The organism is Pollutimonas bauzanensis (assembly GCF_900129885.1).
Lineage (GTDB): Bacteria > Pseudomonadota > Gammaproteobacteria > Burkholderiales > Burkholderiaceae_B > Pollutimonas > Pollutimonas bauzanensis.
In genome coordinates this window covers 26,774-45,072 of sequence record NZ_FQXE01000017.1, presented here as the reverse complement: position 1 = coordinate 45,072, position 18,299 = coordinate 26,774, and the positions used below count along the sequence as shown (strand labels likewise).

14 protein-coding genes, 1 tRNA gene and 1 pseudogene are annotated in these 18,299 nt (G+C 63.1%); 2 read left to right on the top strand and 14 right to left on the bottom strand.

The features are described 5' to 3' along the window. Positions 1–30: 30 nt before the first annotated feature. From rbfA to scpB, 6 genes and pseudogenes are all read right to left on the bottom strand, one after another. Positions 31–441, bottom strand: a complete 411-nt coding sequence (rbfA, locus tag BUB23_RS22550) for a 30S ribosome-binding factor RbfA (protein ID WP_073108356.1) — start codon at positions 439–441, stop codon at positions 31–33. Positions 442–443: 2 nt separating this feature from the next. Beyond that, positions 444–3,569 (bottom strand): translation initiation factor IF-2, encoded by a 3,126-nt coding sequence (gene infB, locus BUB23_RS22545; protein ID WP_073108353.1) that lies wholly within the window; start codon positions 3,567–3,569, stop codon positions 444–446. A gap of 66 nt (positions 3,570–3,635) precedes the next feature. Beyond that, positions 3,636–5,117 carry a transcription termination factor NusA gene (nusA, locus tag BUB23_RS22540; protein ID WP_073108350.1) on the bottom strand — a complete coding sequence of 494 codons (1,482 nt, stop codon included), beginning with the start codon at positions 5,115–5,117 and terminating at the stop codon, positions 3,636–3,638. Further along, positions 5,114–5,602 carry a ribosome maturation factor RimP gene (rimP, locus tag BUB23_RS22535; protein ID WP_073108346.1) on the bottom strand — a complete coding sequence of 163 codons (489 nt, stop codon included), beginning with the start codon at positions 5,600–5,602 and terminating at the stop codon, positions 5,114–5,116. Before rimP ends, nusA begins: the two co-directional genes overlap by 4 nt. Positions 5,603–5,957: 355 nt before the next feature. Further along, entirely contained in the window at positions 5,958–7,586 is a 1,629-nt protein-coding gene (locus tag BUB23_RS22530) for a pseudouridine synthase (protein WP_084136211.1), read from the bottom strand. A gap of 508 nt (positions 7,587–8,094) precedes the next feature. After that, positions 8,095–8,670, bottom strand: a pseudogene (gene scpB, locus BUB23_RS22525) (SMC-Scp complex subunit ScpB); the annotation flags it as partial. A gap of 67 nt (positions 8,671–8,737) precedes the next feature. Here scpB and BUB23_RS22520 point away from each other — a divergent pair. After that, positions 8,738–8,814 (top strand) — tRNA-Met (locus tag BUB23_RS22520). Between the two features lie 609 nt (positions 8,815–9,423). On the opposite strand, the gene BUB23_RS22515 is transcribed toward BUB23_RS22520, so the two are convergent. Further along, positions 9,424–10,497, bottom strand: coding sequence for a CobW family GTP-binding protein (locus BUB23_RS22515; RefSeq protein WP_073108340.1), 1,074 nt, complete (start codon positions 10,495–10,497; stop codon positions 9,424–9,426). Between the two features lie 93 nt (positions 10,498–10,590). Here BUB23_RS22515 and BUB23_RS22510 point away from each other — a divergent pair, with 93 nt between their 5' ends. Then, positions 10,591–11,721 carry a GNAT family N-acetyltransferase gene (locus tag BUB23_RS22510; RefSeq protein WP_143161097.1) on the top strand — a complete coding sequence of 377 codons (1,131 nt, stop codon included), beginning with the start codon at positions 10,591–10,593 and terminating at the stop codon, positions 11,719–11,721. A gap of 15 nt (positions 11,722–11,736) precedes the next feature. Here the strand turns inward: BUB23_RS22510 and BUB23_RS22505 are convergent, their stop codons facing one another. The 7 genes from BUB23_RS22505 to BUB23_RS22475 form a co-directional block, all read right to left on the bottom strand. Beyond that, positions 11,737–13,152 carry a 4Fe-4S binding protein gene (locus BUB23_RS22505; protein ID WP_073108338.1) on the bottom strand — a complete coding sequence of 472 codons (1,416 nt, stop codon included), beginning with the start codon at positions 13,150–13,152 and terminating at the stop codon, positions 11,737–11,739. An 8-nt stretch (positions 13,153–13,160) separates the two neighbouring features. Then, positions 13,161–14,012: an FTR1 family iron permease gene (locus tag BUB23_RS22500; protein WP_073108335.1), complete on the bottom strand. Its 852-nt coding sequence runs from the start codon at positions 14,010–14,012 to the stop codon at positions 13,161–13,163. A gap of 15 nt (positions 14,013–14,027) precedes the next feature. Further along, positions 14,028–14,372 carry a cupredoxin domain-containing protein gene (locus BUB23_RS22495; protein WP_073108333.1) on the bottom strand — a complete coding sequence of 115 codons (345 nt, stop codon included), beginning with the start codon at positions 14,370–14,372 and terminating at the stop codon, positions 14,028–14,030. Next, positions 14,372–14,908, bottom strand: coding sequence for an iron transporter (locus BUB23_RS22490; RefSeq protein WP_073108330.1), 537 nt, complete (start codon positions 14,906–14,908; stop codon positions 14,372–14,374). Before BUB23_RS22490 ends, BUB23_RS22495 begins: the two co-directional genes overlap by 1 nt. A gap of 186 nt (positions 14,909–15,094) precedes the next feature. Next, the gene (gene phaR / locus BUB23_RS22485) at positions 15,095–15,661 is read right to left on the bottom strand and encodes a polyhydroxyalkanoate synthesis repressor PhaR (RefSeq protein ID WP_073108328.1); all 567 of its coding nucleotides are present in this window, start codon (positions 15,659–15,661) and stop codon (positions 15,095–15,097) included. 181 nt (positions 15,662–15,842) lie between these two features. Then, positions 15,843–16,580, bottom strand: a complete 738-nt coding sequence (gene phbB / locus BUB23_RS22480) for an acetoacetyl-CoA reductase (RefSeq protein ID WP_073108325.1) — start codon at positions 16,578–16,580, stop codon at positions 15,843–15,845. A gap of 64 nt (positions 16,581–16,644) precedes the next feature. Next, entirely contained in the window at positions 16,645–18,279 is a 1,635-nt protein-coding gene (locus BUB23_RS22475) for a PHA/PHB synthase family protein (protein WP_073108322.1), read from the bottom strand. Positions 18,280–18,299 lie beyond the last annotated feature (20 nt).

The following is an 18,299-nucleotide window of genomic DNA, read 5'->3' as shown; positions in this document are numbered from 1 at the left end:
TTTATTGTTCCATGGAAAAACGATAGCCCCTCAGGGCTGCTCGTCGGGGTCCTCGGGTTCCGAGGAGTCGGGAAGTTCGGCGCGTGGCCGATTGGCCTCGTCGATAAGAAGCGAGAGTTCAAGACCGCGAGCGAGCTGATCGTCGTGGACAAAGCGCAGGGTCGGGACCGTATGGATATGCAAGAGCTTGAACAACAGCGAATGCAGCCAGCCAGCCTTTTCATTGAGCGCGGCCGTGGCGACCTCGGGCTCGGCGCCGAGCACGCTGAAATACACCTTGGCGTGCGCGTAGTCGGCCGAGAGATCCACGCCTGTAAGCGTGATCAACCCCGCCCTCGATATGTCGAGCTCGCGCTGGATCAGGCTGGCCAGATCCTTCTGGATCTGGTCGGCCAGCCGGGTATTGCGCCCCGGATTGGGTTTGGACTTGTGGCGGCTCATGGTTATAGCGTCCGTGCCACTTCTTTGATTTCAAAGATCTCGAGCTGGTCGCCGACTTCGATATCGTTGTTGCCCTTCAAGGTGATGCCGCAATCGAAGCCGGACTTGACTTCCTTGACGTCATCCTTGAAACGGCGCAGCGACTCGAGCCAGCCGGTCCAGTGCACCACGTGGTTGCGCAGCAGGCGGACTTGCGAGTCGCGGCGCACGACGCCATCGGTGACCATGCAGCCGGCGATATTGCCGATGCGCGAGATGCTGTAGACCTCGCGGATCTCGACCATGCCGATGACTTCCTCGCGCTTTTCAGGCGCCAGCATGCCGGACATGGCGTTGCGCACGTCGTCCACCGCATCGTAAATGATGTTGTAGTAGCGCAGATCGATGCCGTTGTTCTCGGCGAGCTTCTTGGCGCTTTGTTCGGCGCGCACATTGAAGCCGATGATCACGGCATGCGAGGCTATCGCCAGATTGACGTCGCTTTCGGAAATGCCGCCCACCGCCGCGTGCACGACCTGCACGCGGACTTCGTCGGTGGACAGCTTGGTCAGCGACGACACCAGGGCTTCCTGGGAACCCTGCACATCGGTCTTGACGATGAGCGCCAGTGTCTGCGTGCCCTCGCCGATATTGTCGAACATCGATTCGAGCTTGGCGGCCTGTTGGCGGGCCAGCTTGACGTCGCGGAACTTGCCCTGGCGGAACAGCGCGATTTCGCGCGCCTTGCGCTCGTCGGCCATGACGATGAGCTCGTCGCCAGCGGCCGGCACTTCCGTCAGGCCCTGGATTTCCACGGGCACGGAGGGACCGGCGCTATTGATGGGCTTGCCGTTCTCGTTGAGCATGGCGCGCACCCGGCCGAAGCTTGCGCCGGCCAGCACCGCGTCGCCGCGATTCAGCGTGCCGCTCAGCACCAGGATGGTCGCGACCGGGCCGCGGCCCTTGTCCAGGCGGGCCTCGATCACGATGCCCTTGGCCGGGGCCTCGACCGGAGCCTTGAGCTCGAGGATTTCGGCTTGCAGCAGGACATTTTCCAGCAGGGCGTCGATGCCTTCGCCCGTCTTGGCCGAAACGCCCACGAAGGGCACGTCGCCGCCGTACTCTTCCGGCACGACCTGCTCGGCCACGAGCTCCTGCTTGACGCGCTCGAGATTGCTGTCGGGCTTGTCTATCTTGGTGATCGCCACCACCAGCGGCACACCGGCCGCCTTGGCGTGATGGATGGCCTCTTTGGTTTGCGGCATGACGCCATCGTCGGCCGCTACGACCAGGATGACGATGTCGGTGGCCTTGGCGCCGCGGGCGCGCATGGCCGTAAAGGCCTCGTGGCCCGGGGTGTCCAGGAAGGTGACCATGCCGCGATCGGTCTTGACGTTGTAGGCGCCGATATGCTGCGTGATGCCGCCGGCTTCGCCAGAGGCGACCTTGGCGCGGCGGATATAGTCGAGCAGCGAGGTCTTGCCATGGTCGACGTGACCCATGACGGTAACCACCGGAGCGCGCGGCAAGGCATCGGCCTCTTCGGCGGTCTCGGCGACCTCGAGGAAGGCTTCCGGATCGTCGAGCTTGGCGGCGATGGCCACGTGGCCCAGTTCCTCGACCACGATCATGGCGGTTTCCTGGTCCAGCACCTGGTTGATGGTAACCATTTGCCCAAGCTTCATCAGATGCTTGATGACCTCGGCCGCCTTGACGGACATCTTGTGGGCGAGATCGGCCACGGAAATCGTTTCCGGCACGTGCACTTCGCGAGCGATGAATTCGATGGCTTGCGGCTCTTTGCGTTCCGGCTGGGCGTGCCTGTTGCGGCCGCCGCGGGCGTTTCCGCCCTTGCCTGCCTTGCCGCCCGCGCGCCAGCCGTCGCGGCTGGGGCTGGCCGGAGGCGCATCCGCCTTGGCTGCCGGCTTCTTGCGGCCACTGTCGTCCGTCCAGGAAGTCGAGACTTCCGTCGCCTTGACGACCTTCTTGACTTCACCCGCGGCGGGCTTGCCGTCTTTCTTGGCGGCCTTGACGCCGGCCGGCTTGTGCAGGGTGCCGGAAATCGTCCCGGCCTCGGGCTCGGGAGCCTTCAATACCTTGCGCGGACGGCTGAGCATTTCGCGCAGCGCGGCGGCTTCCGCTTCGGAAGCGCGGCGAGCGCGTTCGCGCCCTTCGTCGACCACGGGAGCGGGAGGGGGGACACGCTTGAAAGCGGTTTTGCCGGGCCGGGCGGCCGCTGGCGCGTCGGCCTTGGCCGGCGCCTTGTCGGCAGCCTTGGGCGCGGCTTTTCCAGACGCTTTTTCAGCGGCTTTTCCGGCGGCCTCTTCAACAGCGGGGGTTGCGGCGGGAGCCGGGGCGGGAGTTTGCGCCTCGGCTTCGACGGTCGCTGCCTCGGTTGAAGGCGCCTGAGCCGGCATCTTTTCGGCGGCAGGCGCGGGCGCCTGCTCGGCGGGAGCCTCGGCCTGGGCGGGAGGCGCTGCGGGGGATGCTTCCCCTTGCGCCGCTACGCCAGATTCCTGGCCGGCGGCCGGCTCGTCCAAGGCCGGCGCGGCAACGCGCTCCTCGGCCTCGGCCTCGGCTTGGGCCGGGGCTGCGGCGGGGGCCGCGTCGGAAACGGCGGCGGCGGGCGCAGCCGCGCCATCCTGAGCCGCGCCATCCTGAGCCGCGCCATCCTGAGCCTGGTCGGCCTGGGCTTGGACCTGCGGCTGATCCGCGGGCGCTGCGTCGGCCGCTTGCGCGGCGGCAGGCGCCTGCGCGGGCGCCTGGACAGGCACAGAGGCGTCGATATCGCTTGCGGGCTCGAGAGACAGGTCGGCATCTTCGGCCTTGACGGCCTCGACGGCGGCTTCGGACGGATCGCGCTTGACGAACACCCGTTTCTTGCGCACTTCCACCTGGATAGTGCGCGAACGGCCGGAACCGTCAGCCTGCCGGATTTCGGAAGTCTGACGGCGAGTCAGCGTGATCTTCTTGCCCTCGGACCCGCCATGGGCGCGGCGCAACGACTCGAGGAGTTTCGCCTTATCCGCGTCGGTGACGGCATCGTCAACCGACTTGAGTTCAACGCCCGCCGAACGCAACTGATCCAGCAGTACGTTCGCAGGCATTTTCAGTTCAACAGCGAACTGGGCGACGGTGTTACTCAGCATTCGACTCTCTCTTGCTTACTACAACTATTTTTCAATAAATACACCCTGACTCATTCAGCCTGGGTATCAGGCTTCGTCGTCAAACCAGTGAGCCCGAGCGCGCATAATCATTTGACTAGCGTCGTCCTCGGTCAGGCCGGTAATTTCCGACAGCTCATCGGTTGACAATTCGGCCAGATCATCGAGGGTGAGAACCTCTTTTTCGGCCAGTTTGGCAACCAGTTCGGGGGTAATCCCTTGTACTTCCAACAGATCTTGCGCCGTCTGCACGCGCTCTTCCTGGGCGATCGCCTCGGTCAGGAGCGCATTGCGGGCACGGGTGCGCAATTCGTTAATCGTGTCTTCGTCGAAGGCTTCAATTTCGAGCAATTCCTGCAAAGGCACGTAAGCGATTTCCTCGAGGCCCGTAAAGCCTTCATCAATAAGGATATCGGCGACTTCTTCATCGACATCAAGCCTGCTGGTGAAAGTTTTCCTTAGACCGCTGCGCTCTTCTTCCTGGCGATTCTGGCTTTCTTCCGGCGTCATGATGTTGATCTGCCAGCCGGTAAGCTCGGAAGCCAGGCGCACGTTCTGGCCGCGCGCGCCTATCGCCTTGGGGAGGTTTTCGGCGTCGACCACGACGTCCATGGCGTGCTTGTCCTCGTCCACGACGATCGATTCGACGTGCGCGGGCGCCAAGGCGCCGATAACGAATTCGGCCGGATCTTCCGCCCATAATACGATATCGACCTGCTCGCCGCCCAGTTCGTTGCGCACGGCGGTGACACGCGAACCGCGCATGCCCACGCATGTGCCTATGGGGTCGATGCGCTTGTCGTAGGCGACCACGGCAATCTTGGCGCGCACTCCGGCATCGCGGGCGGCCGCCTTGATTTCCAGCAGCCCTTGTTCGATTTCGGGCACTTCATTCTCGAACAGCTGGCGGATGAATTCCGGCGCCGTGCGCGACAGGATCACCTGCTGGCCGCGCGCGGTATGGTCGACCTTGAGCACCCATGAGCGAATCCGGTCGCCGACCCGGATATTTTCTTTCGGGATCATTTCGGTGCGCGGCAAACGGGCTTCGATCTTGCCGGTTTCGATGATGGCGTCGCCCTTGTCCATGCGCTTGACCGTGCCCGAGATGATGTTTTCCCCGCGTTCGAGGAAATCGTTCAGGACCTGCTCGCGCTCGGCATCGCGGATCTTCTGCAGGATGGCCTGCTTGGCGGCCTGGGCGCCGATGCGGCCGAATTCGATGGGTTCCAGCGCATCTTCGATGTAGTCGCCGACCTCGATGCCCGGCACGATTTCCTGCGCTTCGGAATAAAGTTCCTGCTGATCCGGCTCTTGCAGGCCGGCGTCGTCGGGCACCACCAGCCAGCGGCGAAACCCTTCGTGCTCGCCGGTAGCGCGGTCGATGGATACACGGATATCAGCGTCTTCCTTGAAGCGCTTTTTCATGGCAGACGCCAAAGCGTTTTCTAGCGCTTCGAAAACCACTTCTCGCGCTACGTTTTTCTCACGCGCTAAGGCGTCAACCAATAAAAGAATTTCGCGACTCATCGCTTTTTACCCTTGAAATCAATAATGGGATCCAGCTTGGCTCGGTCGACATCGTCGAAGGTAAAGCTCAAAACCTGGGCTTCACCCGACTTGGCATCGAGTTCGAGACCGAATACGGGAGCAGCGGACGTATCGGCAAGCGCATTATCGGGAACGCGAAGCAGGCCTGCATATACCTTGCGGTTATCGACGGCTACGCGCAACTTGATTTCGATGCGCTCGTTGGCGAACCGTATGAAGTCAGCAAGCCGTTTTAAAGGACGATCAATACCAGGCGAGCCGACTTCAAGACGCTTGTACTCGATGTTTTCCACTTCGAACACCCGCGACAGCTGCTTTGAAACCTGTTCGCAGTCTTCGATTCGCACACCTTCAGGGCGATCGATGGTGACGCGCAAAAGCCCCAGCGGGGCGCGTTCCACATCGACAAGCTCGATATCCATACCGGCCAGAGCCTCTTGTGTCAAAGCGAATATATCTGCCATAAAATCCAAAAAAAATGGGCTGTATGCACCAGCCCACTGTTATCACGCTCCAAGGCGATTCCAGGGCTCGCGCCCGAACCAACCATAAACGCATCCGAAAATGTGCCGCCACATTGCCAACGCCGGCCGCTGGCCGGGCGCACACTTCTCGTTTTGCGTTAACAAAGCGGCTGTGCGGACAAAAACAATATAGCTGTAAAGCCCTACATTCTAACAGAAAATCAGAAAATTTCCTGCTATCACGAGAACTTACATTTAAAAAGCAACAGTTGGGCCGCCCTGGCGGGCGCACATGCCGGTAATCCGGGCGTCGCGGGGAAAAACCCACGACGCAAACATGGCGCGCCAGCGGGAATCAGCGTTCGCGGCGGCCGCCCAACTTGCCCAGATGGGATTCATGGGCCGATGCGCCGCGCGGCTGCCAATCGTCGCCGCGCGATGTCGCGGCGGCCGGCCGGGACCGGCCGCCCGCGGGCTTGCCGGCGCCGGAACCGCTTCTTGCGGGCGCCGCGGCTTTAGGCTTGCCCTCGCCGCGAGGGCCGCGCGGGCCGGCCGACGAACCGGCGCGGGCGCCAGGACCGCGGCGGCGGGTATCCGCCTGCGCGCCGCCCGCCTCGGGCCGGGGCGCGCGGGCGGGCCCCGCGGGCTTCTTGCCCCTGCCGCCACCCTTGGCGCGGCCGCCGGCCGCGCCGCCGCCGCCACCGCCCGGATGGCCATTGGCCAGGCCGCCGCTGAACATAAGCCCCGTTCCGTAGGGGTCCGACGGATAGGTCTGGGCGCTGGTGCCGCGCTGTATGCGCCCGCCCGACAGCTTGCCGCCGCGGCTGACCTTGGCGCCATTCATGCCATTGCGCTCCATGGTTCCATACCCGGGAGGCAAGGCGCTGTCGTGCGAGGCCGGCTGGCGCTCGCCGCGTCCACCGGCGCCAGGCCGGCCCTCGGCGTCGTCATCGCGCAGCAAGCCCAATTGCAGCATCAGGGCCGTCACGATGGAAGCATCGAGCTCTTCCCAGCGCCCGCGGCGCAAATTGCGCGGCAGGACCACTTCGCCGAAACGGGTGCGGATCAGGCGGCTGACCGTCACTCCCGCGGCTTCGAACATGCGGCGCACTTCGCGGTTGCGGCCCTCTTTCAGGGTGACCCGGTACCAGCGGTTGCTGCCTTCGCCGCCCAGGTATTCCAGCATGCCGAACTGCGCCATGCCGTCTTCCAGCTGAATGCCCTTGAGCAGGCTGGCCTGCTGTTCTTCGCCCAGCTCTCCCAGCACGCGCACGGCATATTCGCGCTCGGCGCCGTAGCGCGGGTGCGTCAGGCGGTTGGCCAGATCGCCGGAAGTGGTCAGGATCAGCAAGCCCTCGGTATTCAGGTCGAGCCGCCCCACCGACAGCCATTTCCCCACGCGCATCTTGGGCAGGCGGGCAAAGACAGTGGCGCGCCCTTCCGGATCATCGTGGCTGACGATCTCGCCGGCCGGCTTGTGGTACAGGATGACGCGCGGCGGCTTCAGGGCATTGGGCCGGGTAACCGGCTTGCCGTTGACGCGCACCTGGTCATTGGCGCCCACCCGCTGGCCTATATGCGCCGGCTCGCCGTTGACCGAAACCCGGCCGGCCACGATCAATTCTTCCATTTCGCGGCGCGAACCCACGCCCGCGTCGGCCAGCACCTTGTGCAGCTTAGGCATCAAGGCGTCGCTGCTCAGATACTTGCCCAAACGCTGAGTCATCTTGGCGGCGCTGTCCAGATAGGCCAGCGCCTGTTCCGCTTCTTTTTCGCTTTCCGCATTATTGGCCTGCCGGCCGGGGCGCGCCGGCGCGCTGGCGGCCGGCGCGTCCAGCCCGACTTCGACCGCGGCAGCCAGCGCGGCAGCCGAAGGCGGCTTGCCGCGCCGGGGAGCGCGAGCGACTGCAACGGCGGGCTCTTGCGCGCCAGCGGGCTTGCGGCCGCGGCGCGGCGCGCGAACGGCCGCGGGCGCCGCAGCCATGGCGGGCTCGGTTCCGGCCCCGGCAACGGGCTCGGTTCCGGCAACGGCCTCGGCAACAGCAGCCTTGCTGCGCCGCGGGGCGCGCGCGGCCGGGGCGGGCGCGGCCTCGCCATCGACCGGCTTGCTGCGCCGCGGAGCGCGAGCCGCCTTGGGAGCGGCCGGCTGCGCCGGCGCATCGCCCTCGGCGGCAAGCTGCGCCGGATCACTGATTCCAGTGGCTACGCGGGTGTCGGGCGCATCGGCCTGCGCATCGCCGCGACGGCGGCGAAAAGGCGTCCTCAATTTGCGGCCGCGGCCGCGCGGCGCCGCCGATTTTTCATCGCCAGTCGCCTCAGGCGTTGTTGCGGGATCCGCTGCATCACCCGCGGGCGAGCCATATTCATTGGTTTCAGTCATTGTCTTTCAGGTACTCCATATGTATTTGTTCTTCTGGTGGCGCTTCATCGCCGTCAGTGTGGTTAATCGTGTCAATAATCAGGTGATCCGCCTCGACGGCCGGAACCGGCCCGGCGGCCTCTTGCGCTTCGGGCAGCGCTTCGAGCTCGAGCCCCGCCAGCGCCACGACCGCATCCTGCGATTCCAGCTGGGGAAGCTCGTCCAGCGCCCTCAAACCCAGATCGTCGAGAAACTGGCGCGTCGTGCCCAGCAGGGCCGGACGGCCCGGCGCATCGCGATAGCCCAGCACTTCTATCCAGCCGCGGTCTTCCAGCGTGCGCACGATTTGCGTCGAGACCGTCACCCCCCGGATATCCTCGATATCGCCGCGGGTGACCGGCTGGCGCCAGGCGATGATGGCCAGGGTTTCCAGGACGGCGCGGGAATATTTGGGCGGCCGCTCCGGATCGAGGCGGACAAGGAAACGCTGCATTTCGGGGCGGCTCTGGAAGCGCCAGCCGGTGGCCAGGTTTACCAGTTCCAGGCCTTTTTCTTCCCAATCCAGTTGCAATATCGCCAGATAGCGGCGCAAATCATCGTTTGAAAAGTCTACGGTGGCGAACAGTTTACGCAATTCCGCTGGAGGCATAGGCTGCTCGGCACATAAAAGTGCCGTTTCCAATACGCGGATGATCTCAGTTTCAGTCATCGATTACAGGGCTTTTGCCTATTCATTTGCATTAAATCAAAGTATGGGGTACTATTCTTTTTCCAGACGCGGGGTGGAGCAGTCTGGCAGCTCGTCGGGCTCATAACCCGAAGGTCACAGGTTCAAATCCTGTCCCCGCAACCAGCTTCCCAAAAGGGCCAATCGTTACAAGCGATTGGCCCTTTTCTGTTGCCGGGCCGCGCGCCGTGGTCGTTGCCGCGCCGCTGGCCATAAGGTTTAGTCCGCCGGCGGCGGGGCCGAGGCGCAAGCCGGGACAGGCGCGGGCAAACAAACGGCCGGCGGCCGGGCGGGCGCCAGGGCAAGCGCCGCCCGCGGGCGCTGCCAGGGGCGCCAACAAGCGCCCGTGGCCTACACCGGATTGTGGTCTATCAGTTGTGTGCGGAATAGTAGCCATCGTTCCTATTTCATTGCATAGCGCTTACGCCGCAGCGCCGCGACGCGAACTTGCGACCGTGGCATTGGAGCTGCCCCAAAAGGCGACGACTGGCTACTGTGAAATATTGTGGTTCAAGCGCTTTCAATGCACCAGGGGAAGCTCGCCGGCTTGCGGCGATTACCCGACGTACGTTCAGGCGCCTGCTTAAAAATTATTCAATTTATATTGCGGTGGCCGGAGAATGGAATCATCGCGGACCAGGGCCGGCAGGTGCTTGTCGGGTTGCGTCACAGCGCGCCCCTACCTGTGGCAGTAACGTTGCTATTACACCACCAGCAGGCGGGCAATGCAACACTTCACTGCGCAAAGTTGCGACCAGACGACAGTGACAGCTGCGCTCCGGGCAGCAATTGCGCCACTTTGTCCGGCATCAGGGGGCCCGCCGCGGCGCGGAAAATCAGCACCAGCACCGAAGCGCCGGGGCTCTGCGCGGCCCGGGCATGGGTTTCCATCGGCTCCATCGGATACAGTTGCCGGTGCACGGCATGCACGGCGCTGGCATGGCTATCGCCCTCGAACCACAGCATGCCCTTGACGCGCAAGAGCTCGACCCCGCTGTCGGCCAGCAGGGCGCTGATTGCCTTGATGAAGGCCGGGCGCCGGACTGCCGCGTCGCTGGCCATGGTCAGCACTTCGATATCGCCATGCGCAGCGGGCAAACCGCGGGCCGCCGATCCGCCCCGCAACCCGTCCCACAACCCGCGCCGCGATTGCAGGCCCGCCACGCCCGCGCGCAGGGAACCGGCGCGCAGCAAGTCGGGCAGGCCTGGCGCGTCCTGCGCCAGGTATTGCGGCGCGCCAGGGTTCAAGGCCCTCAGCGATCGCTCCAGCGCGGCGACCGTGTCGACGGCGGCCAGGTCGGTTTTGCTTATCACCAATGCGTCGGCCAGCACCGCCTGCTGAACCGCCACGGGCTCCTGGCGCAACTGCTGCGCGCCGTGAACACCGTCCACCACCGAGATGCAGCCATCGTACGCATACCTGTCGCTCAGAAAACGCTCGTATTTCAAGGTATAGATAATGGGCGCCGGATCGGCAATGCCCGTGGTCTCTATCACGACCCGTGAAAACGCCGGCATTTTCCTGTGCAGGGCGGCCAGGAACAGATCCCGCAAAGCGCCTACCAGTTCGCCGCGCACGGAGCAGCAGATGCAGCCCGACTCCAGCAGCACGATGCGATCGCCGATATGCCTGACCCATGCGTGGTCCAGGCCGACGGCGCCAAGCTCGTTGACGATCACCACTATCGGCGCGGCCGCCTGCGCTTGGGCAGGGCCGGCGTCCGCCGGCGCCAGCAGGCGATTGAGCAGGGTCGTCTTGCCGCTGCCGAGGAATCCGGACACCACCGTTACGGGAATCCTGCCGCTCATTGTTCCGCCCGCAGCCCACTACAATGGCAGCATAGGCCCTGCACATCGCAGGGCCGCGCCGCCCCCTTGACTGTATCCAATAAAGCCATAGCCTTGTCACACACGTTTAGCCTGGTCCATCACCTGAAAGATATTAACGCCGAACAGTGGAATCGGCTGGCGGGCGATCATCCGCTGGTCCGCCACGAGTTCCTGCTGGCCCTGGACCGGACCGGCTGCGCCGCCCCGCAAACGGGCTGGGCGCCGCATTATCTGCTGCTATACCGGGACGAGGCCCTGCAGGGCGCCATGCCCTTGTACCTGAAGTCGCACTCCAGGGGCGAATATGTATTCGATTATGCCTGGGCGCAGGCTTTCGAGCGCCACGGCCTGCCCTACTACCCCAAACTGCTGTCGGCCGTGCCGTTTACTCCGGTGCCGGGCCCGCGCCTGCTGGCGGCCAGCCATGCCGACCGCGTGCTGCTGGCGCGCAAGGCCATAGAAATCACCCAGGATAACGGCATATCCTCGCTGCACATCCTGTTTCCGTCGCATGACGACCAGCAGGCGCTCAGGGAAGCCGGCTTCCTGTTTCGCGAAAACGTCCAGTTCCATTGGTTCAACCAGGGCTACCGCCATCTGGACGATTTTCTTGCGAGCCTGAGCCAGCAAAAAAGAAAGAAGATCAAGCAGGACCGTAAAAAGGCGGCGCAGGCCGATGTGCGCTTCCGCTGGCTGCAGGGCGATGACATCGATGACGACATGCTGCGCTTTTTCTACCGCTGCTACCACCAGACCTACATAGAGCATGGCAACGCGCCCTATCTGAGCCATGAATTTTTCATCCAGTTGCGCCTGACCATGGCTGCGAACATGGTGCTGGTGGTGGCCGAACAGGACGGCGTTCCGATTGCCTGCGCCTTGAACATACGCAGCCAGAAGACGCTGTATGGCAGGTATTGGGGCAGCACCCGGTTTGTGCCGGGCCTGCATTTCGAAACCTGCTATATGCAGGCCATCGAATTCTGCATTGCGCACGACTTGGCGGTGTTCGAGGGAGGCGCGCAGGGGGAACACAAGCTGTCCCGCGGCATGCTGCCCGTGCAGACATGCTCGGCCCACTGGATCTGCGACCAGCGCTATGCGCAGGCCATCATGGATTTCCTGGCCCACGAGACCCCCGCCGTGCAGGCCTACATCAGCGAACTGCAAGAACACAGCCCGTTCAAGAAGCCGCCGCAATAGCCGGCGACAGCCCGGCTACCAGACGGCAAAGAACAGCACCCAGGCGGTACAGAATGGCAGCGTGCCCGCGGCGACCAGCATCAATGCGGCCATGCGCCGCAGGCCGCCGGCGGGCCGCGCCGCGCTCAAGCGCCACACCAGGCGCAGGCTCCATAGCATGGCCAGCCCCAGCAGGCCGAAGCGCAGGCCGGCCGCCCAGAACACCGGCACGCCCTCGTGCTGCAGCAAGGTCAGCGTGGTCGCCGACAGGCCCAGGAATACCCCCGCGCCGGCGGCGGGGATCAGCCCCAATGCCAGCTTGTGCAGCCCGGGGCTGCCGCCCGGCGCCCAGGCCCTGGCGGCTTTCTTGACCCGGGACCCGGGCAGTTGCCGCGGCAAGACCCTGTCGGCCGCCCATAAGCCCAGATAGATCGGGCCGCCCACACAGACGGCGGCGCCGAAAATGAACACCAGGATAACGCTGCCATCGAGCCAGCTGAAGCTGTCGTTCACGTCGGGATAGTGAGTCAGGATGAACCACGGCGCGTTTTGCGCCAGCGGCCAATAGACATCGTGATCGACCAGCCATGTGGCCGCGGCCTGCTTCACCGACACGAACCATGGGCTGGCGCTCCACAAGAAGGCGCCGACCGCCAGGCCCATCAGGCCAAAGACGATAAGCGCCGTTTGCCAGCCGTCGCCGCTGGCCACCTGCACGATTTCGGCTTCCGGAGAACGCGGCGTCAGCTGTATGGCGCCGCGGTAGTCGCTGCAGCGGCCGCACATATGGCAGTCGGATGCCCCCGTCATGTGCCGCAAAGGCACCAGGGGCGCGCAGTTGATGGCCTCGGTGCGCCGCGCGGGATGGCGCCAGGCGTCTTCGTCGACCTTATAGTGCCAGGGCGCCAGCTTGGCCAGCAGATTGAACACGCCATTGACCGGACAGAGGTATTTGCACCAAACCCGCTTGTTGCGGCCGTACAGCCAGCCCACCGCCATGGCCCCGGCGGTGGAGCCGCCCAGCACAGCCAACACGGCCCAGGGGTACTGGTACACGCTCACCAATTGCCCGTAGATCGTGGTGAGCGAAAAGGCCACGAAAGGCCAGCCGCCCCAGCGCATCCATTTGGGTATGGCCCTGCCCTGCCCATGTTCGCTGGCCCATTCCGACAACATCCCTTCGGGACAGAACCAGCCGCACCAGGCGCGGCCCAGCAAGGGCATGGAAACCAGCACGAAAGGCCACCAGATGCCCCAGAAGGCGAACTGCGCAAAAACCGTGAGGTTATTGAAAATCGATGCCGTGCGGTCCGGCAGGGGCAGCAGCGCGGGCACCACCAGCAGGAACACATAGAGCGCCACGATGGCCCACTGCATGGCGCGCAGCCATCTGGCGTGATCCCGCAGGAAGTCGGCGAACCGGGCCGCGCCGCCGCGTATTGCCAAGGACATGTCTGCGCCTACGCTGAAGCCGCGGATAATGGGCCGCCGCGCAACGCCAGCGCATCGGCATGCCTGAGCAGGCGCCATACTATGACCCAATACAGCATCCAGAGCAGCAGCGCGGACAAGGCCGGATAAGCCCTATAGCCGGCGAAATCCGCCAGGATCTTGCCCAGCCCGCCATTGGCGTCCAATAGCCACGAACTGTCCCAGACCGGGTCGACCAGCGCGGGCAGGACTTCCAGCGAAATAAGATGATCCAGGCCCGAGACGAGCAAGGAACTGGCCAGCAGCAGCAGGAGGATTTCGGTAAGCTTGAAAAAACGCCGCCAGGTGATCAGCTTGCCGCCCAGCTGCAGCAGCCAGAAAGTGACAAGCGCGGCGAGAAACCCCATTGCGCCGGCCAGCGCCAGTTGCCAGGCCGCGGCATCGCCGCCCCCGGCGGATATGGTGCCGTAAAGGAAGACTACGGTTTCACTGCCTTCGCGCGCGACGGCGATCATGACCAGGACCAGCAGGCCCCACCAGTTGGAATCGGCCAGCTGCCGGCTGGCGCCGCCTTCGAGCTCGCTTTTCAGCGTGCGCCCGTGGCGCTTCATCCAGTACACCATTTGGACCACCAGGGCGCATGCGGCCAGCCCCATGAGCGCCTGGAACCATTCCTGCCCCTCGTCGGACAGCCAGGAGGATATCCCCAGCAGCACCAGCGCCAGCGCTACGGCCAGCGCCAGCCCGGCCGCCACGCCGCCCCACAGCCAGGGCAGGCCTTTGCGCCCGGCGGGGCTGGCGCGCAGCCAGGTAAAGAGTATGCCGACCACCAGCAGGGCTTCGACGCTCTCGCGCCAGACGATAAAAATGACTTGTTCCATATGGGCTACCGTGAATTATGGCTTGGGCAGCACGACCAGAACGCCCTTGGCATCTTGATGGAAGTCATCGAAGAAAGGGTATTCGCCAGGCCGTGAAATACTGAGCACGACAAAGGATGTCACGCCCGGCCCCAGCACTTTTTCCTTGCGCAATTGCAGGCTTTCGAATTCCACCGGCTCTTTGCTTTCATTGACCAGCACAAGCTTGAAGCGCCCCGCGGGCACTTCAAGCCGGGCAGGCTCGAACGTGCCGTCCGTCTTGAAAACCAGGGTGAAGGTGGGCATATCGGCGGCCAGCGCCGGAGCCCCCAGGCCGCCCATCAGGCACAAGGCGAGCAGCCAGCGTCCGAGCGTGGACATCAGTAGCCGCCCTTCTTGCCGGTTCCGGCGTAGACGAATTCATAGTGGACCTCGAAGGTCTTGAACCATGGCGCCACGCCGGTTTCCTTGTCCACATGGCGACCGAAGTGATTCATCTTGTTGGCTTCCGGCGAGCCGACGATGAAGGTCAGCTGATACTTGCCCGGGCCTTCGAGCTTGACGTTGTCGCCATAATGCGGCCCATCGTTGGCCACCATGGGCATGAGGTCGCCCTTGAGCACTTTGTCGCTGCCGTTTTTCTTCAAGACGTATTTGATGTCCAGATAGGGGGCCCATGCGCCTTCAGGCAGCCCGTTCTGGTTGTCGGCCGTGGCGTGGATATCGGCTTCCAGGTGGACGTCGGAATCCTTGGCTGCCCGCATTATTCCCGGCGGGTCCATCTCGATAGGCTGCAGATAGACCGCGGCGACTTCCAGCCCATGCTGTTCCGATGGCGTCCCTATGGGATACTCCGCCGCGACGGCGGACACCGCGCATCCGGCGCCTATCAGTATCGCGAGCAATTGCTTTGTCATGTTGCCATTCCCTAAAAGAAAGATAAACAAGTTTTATTCTCATTATTATGATGTAGGGAATCTTACAGCCATCTGAAAATTAAACTTTGACCAAGGACAAATCAATTGTACTTAACATAGAGCAAGGCCAGCCGACGTTTCCGACGAAAAAGGCGGCCCGGGGGCCGCCCTTGCCTGTCCGCCATTCTACTTTTTCTTGTTGTCGGAAGGCGGCGGCGCGGTAAAGGGAAACACGGTGAACATATTGCGCGTCTGGTCCTGCATCTGGTCCTGCATTTGCACGAACAGATTCTTGCTCTGATCGATGTAATTGCTCATCATGTTCTGCAGGACGGGCGTCTGCACGTTCATGAACTGGGCCCAGGCCTCCGGCCCGAACTGATTGCCATATACGCCCTTGGACTGCTCGGCCATGCGGTCCTGGATATCCATGAAGGCCTGGATGTTTTTTTCAAGAAAGGAGCCCATTATGCCCTGCATGGCATGGCCGTAGAAACGTATGATCTGCGACAGGGCGGTGGGCGAAAACATGGGAACGCCGCCGCTTTCCTCTTCGAGGATGATCTGCAAAAGAATGCTGCGGGTCAGGTCCTGGCTGGACTTCGCATCGATGACCTGGAAGCCTTCGTTATCGAGCACCAGCTGCTTTACATCCGACAAGGTGATGTAAGTGCTGGTTTTCGTATCGTACAAGCGCCTGTTGGGATATTTTTTTATCAGGCGGACTGCTGGAGTAGGTTGAGATTGCGTCATAACTTAGCCAAATACGTGATAAAGCAAGGAAGATGGTAGCGGCCATGAAGCACCAAACCAGTCTTTCGGAACAAACCGTAGCAAAACAGCATTCACCAGGCGAACTGGAAAATAGAAAAACACGACAGTATTTGCCGTAGCCACCGGCAAATACTGTCGAATGCGCCCCCGTTGCGGGGGCTCAGCCCATGTGCAGGCCGCCATTCAAGGAAAAATCGGCGCCGGTCGCGAAGCCGGAATCATCCGAGGCCAGCCAGGCAACCATGGAGCCGATTTCTTCGGGCGTTCCCAGGCGCTTGACGGGGATAGTGGCCACGATTTTTTCGAGCACATCGGGGCGTATGGCCCTGACCATGTCGGTGCCGATATAGCCGGGAGAGATGGTATTGACGGTGACCCCCTTATTGGCGACTTCCTGGGCCAGGGCCATGGTGAACCCGTGTATGCCGGCTTTTGCCGTCGAATAATTGGTTTGCCCGAACTGCCCCTTCTGCCCGTTCACCGAACTGATGTTGATGATGCGCCCCCATTGCTGATCCACCATGCCCTCGATGACTTGCTTGGTTACATTGAATAGGCTATTGAGGTTGGTGTCGATCACCGCCCGCCAGTCTTCCTGGCTCATCTTGCGAAACAGTCCGTCGCGCGTGATACCCGCATTATTGACCAGAACCGCCACCGGACCAAGTTCGTCGCGGACTTTCTGGAAAGCGTCCACCGTGGACTCCCATTCGGACACATTGCCCACCGAAGCGTGGAACTTGTATCCCAGCGCGGCCTGCTCATCGAGCCACTGCTTGAAATTGCGGCTGGGGCCGCAGCCAGCCACCACGGTAAAGCCTTCCTTGGCCAGACGCTGACATATGGATGTTCCTATGCCCCCCATTCCACCCGTCACATAAGCAATTTTTCCGCTCATTTCTTTGCTCCTTTTAAATTTTATTATGCCGCGTTCCGGCCTGCCCGCGGCATCGCCATCGGGCCTACACCGCCCTTACTTTCACATAGCTTCCAGGAGCGGGTTCCAGAGGCGCATAGCGCGCGCTGCCCAGCTTGGCGCGCGCGCGCACCAAGCCCCCCGAGTGCGACGCGAGCCAATCCGACCAGTCGGGCCACCAGCTGCCGGAGCGCTCGGTCGCGGCTGCCAGCCAGGCCTGGGGATCGCCGGGGATGTCGGCATGGGAGTATTCGGCATCGTGCGCCCAATAACTGCGCCGCTTCTTGGCGGGAGGGTTGACGACGCCGGCAATATGCCCCGAGGCGCCCAGGACGAAACGCAAAGGCCCGCGCAGTATGCCGGTAGAGGCATAAGCCGCGGGCCAGGGCACGATGTGGTCTTCCTGGGAGCCGTAAATATAGGCGGGCATGGCCAGCGCGCCGAGATCCAGCGCATGGCCGTCGACTTTCACCCGCCCGGGCACCCTCAGGTTGTTTTCCAGATAGGTGTTGCGGAAGTACCAGGTAAAGAACGGCCCCGGCAGATTGGTGCCGTCGGCATTCCAGAACAGCAGGTCGAATGCCAGGGGGGATTCGCCCTTGAGATAATTGTTGATGACGTAATTCCAGACGAGCTCGCTGGGACGCAGGAAGGAAAACGTGGTGCCCAGTTCGCGCGCCGCCATCAGGCCGCCCTTGCCCAATTGGCGCTCCCGCAGCTGGGCATGGAGTTCATCGACGAAGACATCCAGCACGCCCGTGTCTTCGAAGTCGAGCAAGGTGGTCAGCAATGTCAGCGCCCCGACGGGATCCCTGCCCTGGGCGCGCGCCAGCGCGAGCGCCGAGGCCAGCAAGGTGCCGCCCACGCAAAAACCCAAAGCGTTGATCTGTTCCTGCCCGCAGATATCGCGGGCGGCGTCGACCGCCTGCAGCACGCCATGCTGCAGGTAATCGCCCCAGGTGGCGGCGTCTATGCCATCGCCATCGGAAGCCAGCGGGTTGCGCCAGGAAATCAGGAAAACCGTGAACCCTTGTTCGACCGCGTAGCGCACGAAGGAGTTTTCGGGCTGGAGATCGAGTATGTAGAATTTGTTGATGCACGGCGGCACGATCAGCAAGGGCTTTTGATGGACCTGGGCCGAAAGCGGCGCGTACTGGATGAGCTGCATGACGGCGTTCTGGAAGACGACGGAGCCTTCGGTGACGCCCACGTTCTTGCCAAGTTCGAACCGCGACTCGTCGGTTTGCGTCAGCCGGCCCTTTTGCAGGTCCTGCAGGAGATTCTGTATGCCCGTGCGCAGGGACTGGCCGTTGGTTTCGAGAAGCATGCGCTGGACTTCGGGATTGGTGGCCAGGAAGTTGGAGGGCGACGCCGCTTCGATCCATTGCATGACGGAAAAGCGCAGGCGGTTGCGCACCGGCTCGCTGACCTGGGCCGCATCCACCATTTGATTCATGGCTTTGCTCGACAGCAGATAGGCATGGGCCGCAAGAAGGCTGGCGGGATTCGATTCCCATGACTTGGCCGCGAAGCGCCGATCGGCCGGCTTGGCCAGCGTACCCTGCTGCGCGCCGGCGGCGATGCGCTGCCATTCGCGCGCGAAATCGGCCTGGATCTGCGCGAGTTTGTCAGGCGCCACGCTTACCGGAACTGGCCACTCGGATGGGTACGAAGCACTCACTATTCACACACCTTGCATAT

Bases quoted from the DNA above. Each gene is read 5' to 3' on its own strand.
- rbfA (WP_073108356.1), bottom strand. From the start codon at position 441: ATGAGCCGCCACAAGTCCAAACCCAATCCGGGGCGCAATACCCGGCTG.
- infB (WP_073108353.1), bottom strand. From the start codon at position 3,569: ATGCTGAGTAACACCGTCGCCCAGTTCGCTGTTGAACTGAAAATGCCT.
- nusA (WP_073108350.1), bottom strand. From the start codon at position 5,117: ATGAGTCGCGAAATTCTTTTATTGGTTGACGCCTTAGCGCGTGAGAAA.
- rimP (WP_073108346.1), bottom strand. From the start codon at position 5,602: ATGGCAGATATATTCGCTTTGACACAAGAGGCTCTGGCCGGTATGGAT.
- BUB23_RS22530 (WP_084136211.1), bottom strand. From the start codon at position 7,586: ATGGCTGCGGCGCCCGCGGCCGTTCGCGCGCCGCGCCGCGGCCGCAAG.
- BUB23_RS22515 (WP_073108340.1), bottom strand. From the start codon at position 10,497: ATGAGCGGCAGGATTCCCGTAACGGTGGTGTCCGGATTCCTCGGCAGC.
- BUB23_RS22505 (WP_073108338.1), bottom strand. From the start codon at position 13,152: ATGTCCTTGGCAATACGCGGCGGCGCGGCCCGGTTCGCCGACTTCCTG.
- BUB23_RS22500 (WP_073108335.1), bottom strand. From the start codon at position 14,012: ATGGAACAAGTCATTTTTATCGTCTGGCGCGAGAGCGTCGAAGCCCTG.
- BUB23_RS22495 (WP_073108333.1), bottom strand. From the start codon at position 14,372: ATGTCCACGCTCGGACGCTGGCTGCTCGCCTTGTGCCTGATGGGCGGC.
- BUB23_RS22490 (WP_073108330.1), bottom strand. From the start codon at position 14,908: ATGACAAAGCAATTGCTCGCGATACTGATAGGCGCCGGATGCGCGGTG.
- phaR (WP_073108328.1), bottom strand. From the start codon at position 15,661: ATGACGCAATCTCAACCTACTCCAGCAGTCCGCCTGATAAAAAAATAT.
- phbB (WP_073108325.1), bottom strand. From the start codon at position 16,580: ATGAGCGGAAAAATTGCTTATGTGACGGGTGGAATGGGGGGCATAGGA.